The sequence below is a fragment of the Pseudoflavonifractor phocaeensis genome, assembly GCF_021531815.1.
In the GTDB taxonomy this organism is placed as follows: Bacteria; Bacillota; Clostridia; order Oscillospirales; family Oscillospiraceae; genus Lawsonibacter; species Lawsonibacter phocaeensis_A.
In genome coordinates this window covers 1-2,743 of record NZ_JADYUM010000039.1, presented here as the reverse complement: position 1 = coordinate 2,743, position 2,743 = coordinate 1, and the positions used below count along the sequence as shown (strand labels likewise).

Here is a 2,743-nt window from a genome sequence, read left to right as displayed (position 1 = left end):
CCCCCAGTCTGCCCAGCAGCCAGCCCCCCACCAGCACCAGCGGCAAAGCCGCCAGCGGCGCCAGCCAGGCTCCCTTCCCTGCCGCGGGCAGGGTAATACCGGGCAGCAGCTCCGCCGCCGGGGCCAGTACCCCCGCCCAGACCAGCGAGGCCAGCTGGGTCCGCGAGATCCCTTCTCCCTTCATCCTATTCTACCTCCGGTTTGTTCCTACGGGTGGAGCTCCACCCGGACCTCCACCTCCGGCTCCAGGGCCGCGAACGCCCTGTCCCAATCCACCTGGAGGCCGCTCCAGACTCGGGGCGCCGTCAATCCCGCTCTGGGCCCCAGGCCCAGGCAGTCCGCCTTCCAGTCCCTCAGCCTGTCCAGAGCCGCCCGGACGCGCCCCTCCTCCCGGGTCTTGACCCGGTTTTGCAGGTCCTCCAGCTGGCTCGCCGTCAGGGGATGGCGGTACTCCTCCAGGTGGACCGACACCCGGCAGGTGAGGGACAGCCGTCCTTCCCCGGTCAGGCGGCCGGCGGCGGATGAGGCGGTGACCCGGAGGGAGACAGGCCCCTCCCCCGTCCGTTCCTCCAGCACATGGACGGAGGACCTGCCCGCCAGCAGCTCCAGGCCCAGGGCCTCATCCCCCTCCAGATAGCCCATCAAGGTTCCGTCTTTGAGCACGGCGTAGCCCCCGTCTTTCAGAGCGCCCGCTTCCTGTCCGGACACCGTCAGAGCGGGGAGATAGGCAGTCCCCTGCTCCAGCAGGTCGCCATATACCTCCCCCGCCGTCCTTGAGAGGGAGGCCACCCCCATCTCTCCGTCGGCGCGCAGGGTGGTTAGGTGGCTGTCCACCCCCCGGTCTCCGCCGGACTCCACCGCCTCCCGGGCGTTCCACCGGACCACCCAGACACGGGCGCCCAGACCCAGCTCCGCGTCCCGGGCGAACCAGTCCAGCACCGGGCGCACATTCTCCCGGGCCAGCTCCTCCCCCAGAAGGAGCTGGTCCACGTAGCCGAAAAACACATAGCTGTCGCTGAGGCCCTGGAGGGACAGGGCGGCGGCGCTGAGGGACTCCCCATGGGCGGACAGCACCAGAGCGGGTTCCTGATCCCCCTGAAGGCCGCGGGCCCGGGGGCCGGTGGACACGGTGAGAGCCAGCATGCCGCCCTCCCGGTCCACTCCCATGGTGCGCAGCAGGGCCATGTCCTCCATCTCCCGGGGGTAGGGCATCCGCCCGCAGCCTGTCAGCAGCAGACACAGGGCCGCCCACAGGGCCGTGATCCGCCCCCTCACGCCTGATTCCTCCGGTTTTGGGTCTGGACCGCCCCATCCCGCCACTTCATCTGGGGCAGGGGCAGGCGGAACAGGGTGGGATGCCCCCGGCGCACCTGTACCCCGGTGGTAAAGGGGGCCAGGTAGGGCACCCCAAAGGTCTCCAACCCCGCCAGGTGGTAAATGAGGGCGGCGCAGCCCAGCACCAGGCCCAGCAGTCCTCCCAGACTGGCCAGGATGGCCAGCAGGAACCGCCACAGCCGCAGGGCGTTGCCAAAGTCCTGGCTGGGCATGGTATATCCCGCCACTCCGGCAATGGCCACAGCAATGAGGACCGCCGGGGACACGATGTGGGCGTCCACCGCCGCGTTTCCCACCACCAGACCGCCCAGAATGGACACGGTGGCCCCAATGGGGCTGGGCAGCCGGAGTCCCGCCTCCTGGACCACTTCAAAGGCCAGCAGCATGATAAGCACCTCAAAAATGGTGGAGAAGGGCACCTCCTGCTTGGCGGACACGATGGACAGAGCCAGCTTCACCGGAATGGCCTCGGGGTGGAAGGTGACCAGAGCGATATACAGCCCGGGCAGCAGCAGGGTCACCAGGGCGCAGAGGTAGCGGATGAGGCTGAGGGCGGAGGCGGTCATCCAGTGGTAGGCCCGGTCCTGGCCTGTCTTGAAGAACTGGTCGATGGTGCCGGGAATGAGCCAGCCCAGGGGGATACCGTCGGCGATCAGGCCCACTCGGCCTTCCAGCAGGCCCTGGCAGAAGCGGTCGGGCCGCTGGGTGTAGGCTATCAGGGGAAAGGGGGTGCGGGAGGCCTCCACCAGATACTCCTCCAGATTGCCCGCCGCCTCCACCCCATCGATGTCCATGGCGTCCAGCTTTTGCTCCAGCCGGGCCACCGTGTCCGGATCGGCGATGCCCGCCAGGTAGACCACATCCACCGGCGTCAGGGACTGCCGGCCCACAATGTGCTCCTTCACCTTCAGCTCCGGGGCCCGGAGCCGCCGCCGGACCAGGGAGGTATTGGTGCGCAAGCTCTCCACAAAGGAGTCCCGGGCTCCCTTGAGGGAGGGCTCGTTCTCCGGCTCCCCCACCGACCGCTTCTCCTCGGTGGCCACGGGGACCACCAGGGCGTCCTGACGGTCCGGAAAGAAAAGGGCACAGCTGCCGTCGATAATGGCCAGGGCCACCTGGTCCAGTTCCGTCTCCCGCTCTGCTTTCTGGGCGTAGATGGCGCCCTTCTCCAGCAGGTCGAAGACTTGGCTCTCCGGCGCCGAGGCCAGCATGGGGTCCTGGGCCAGGGGGCGGAAGACGTAGTCGTTGATCCGCTCCGTTCGGGCCATCCCGCCGATGTAGCACACCGTCACCCGGCGGCCGGGATCGCCGTGGAGATAGACCTGGCGTTTGTTGAAGTCGGCGCAGCCCTCGAAGGTCTGCTCCAGGTTCTCCAGGGAGAGGGGCAGGGGGATGCGGGGCTCCTGTC

At 68.6% G+C, this 2,743-nt stretch carries 2 protein-coding genes and 1 pseudogene; all 3 read right to left on the bottom strand.

Annotated features, from left to right (window positions below):
* Positions 1–184: pseudogene (locus I6E42_RS12635) on the bottom strand (GerAB/ArcD/ProY family transporter); the annotation flags it as partial.
* Positions 185–207: 23 nt separating this feature from the next.
* Positions 208–1,275, bottom strand: coding sequence for a Ger(x)C family spore germination protein (locus I6E42_RS12870; protein WP_235372366.1), 1,068 nt, complete (start codon positions 1,273–1,275; stop codon positions 208–210).
* On the bottom strand, positions 1,272–2,743 hold a 1,472-nt coding region (locus I6E42_RS12625; protein ID WP_235372365.1), incomplete at its 5' end, for a spore germination protein. The genes I6E42_RS12870 and I6E42_RS12625, both read right to left, overlap by 4 nt.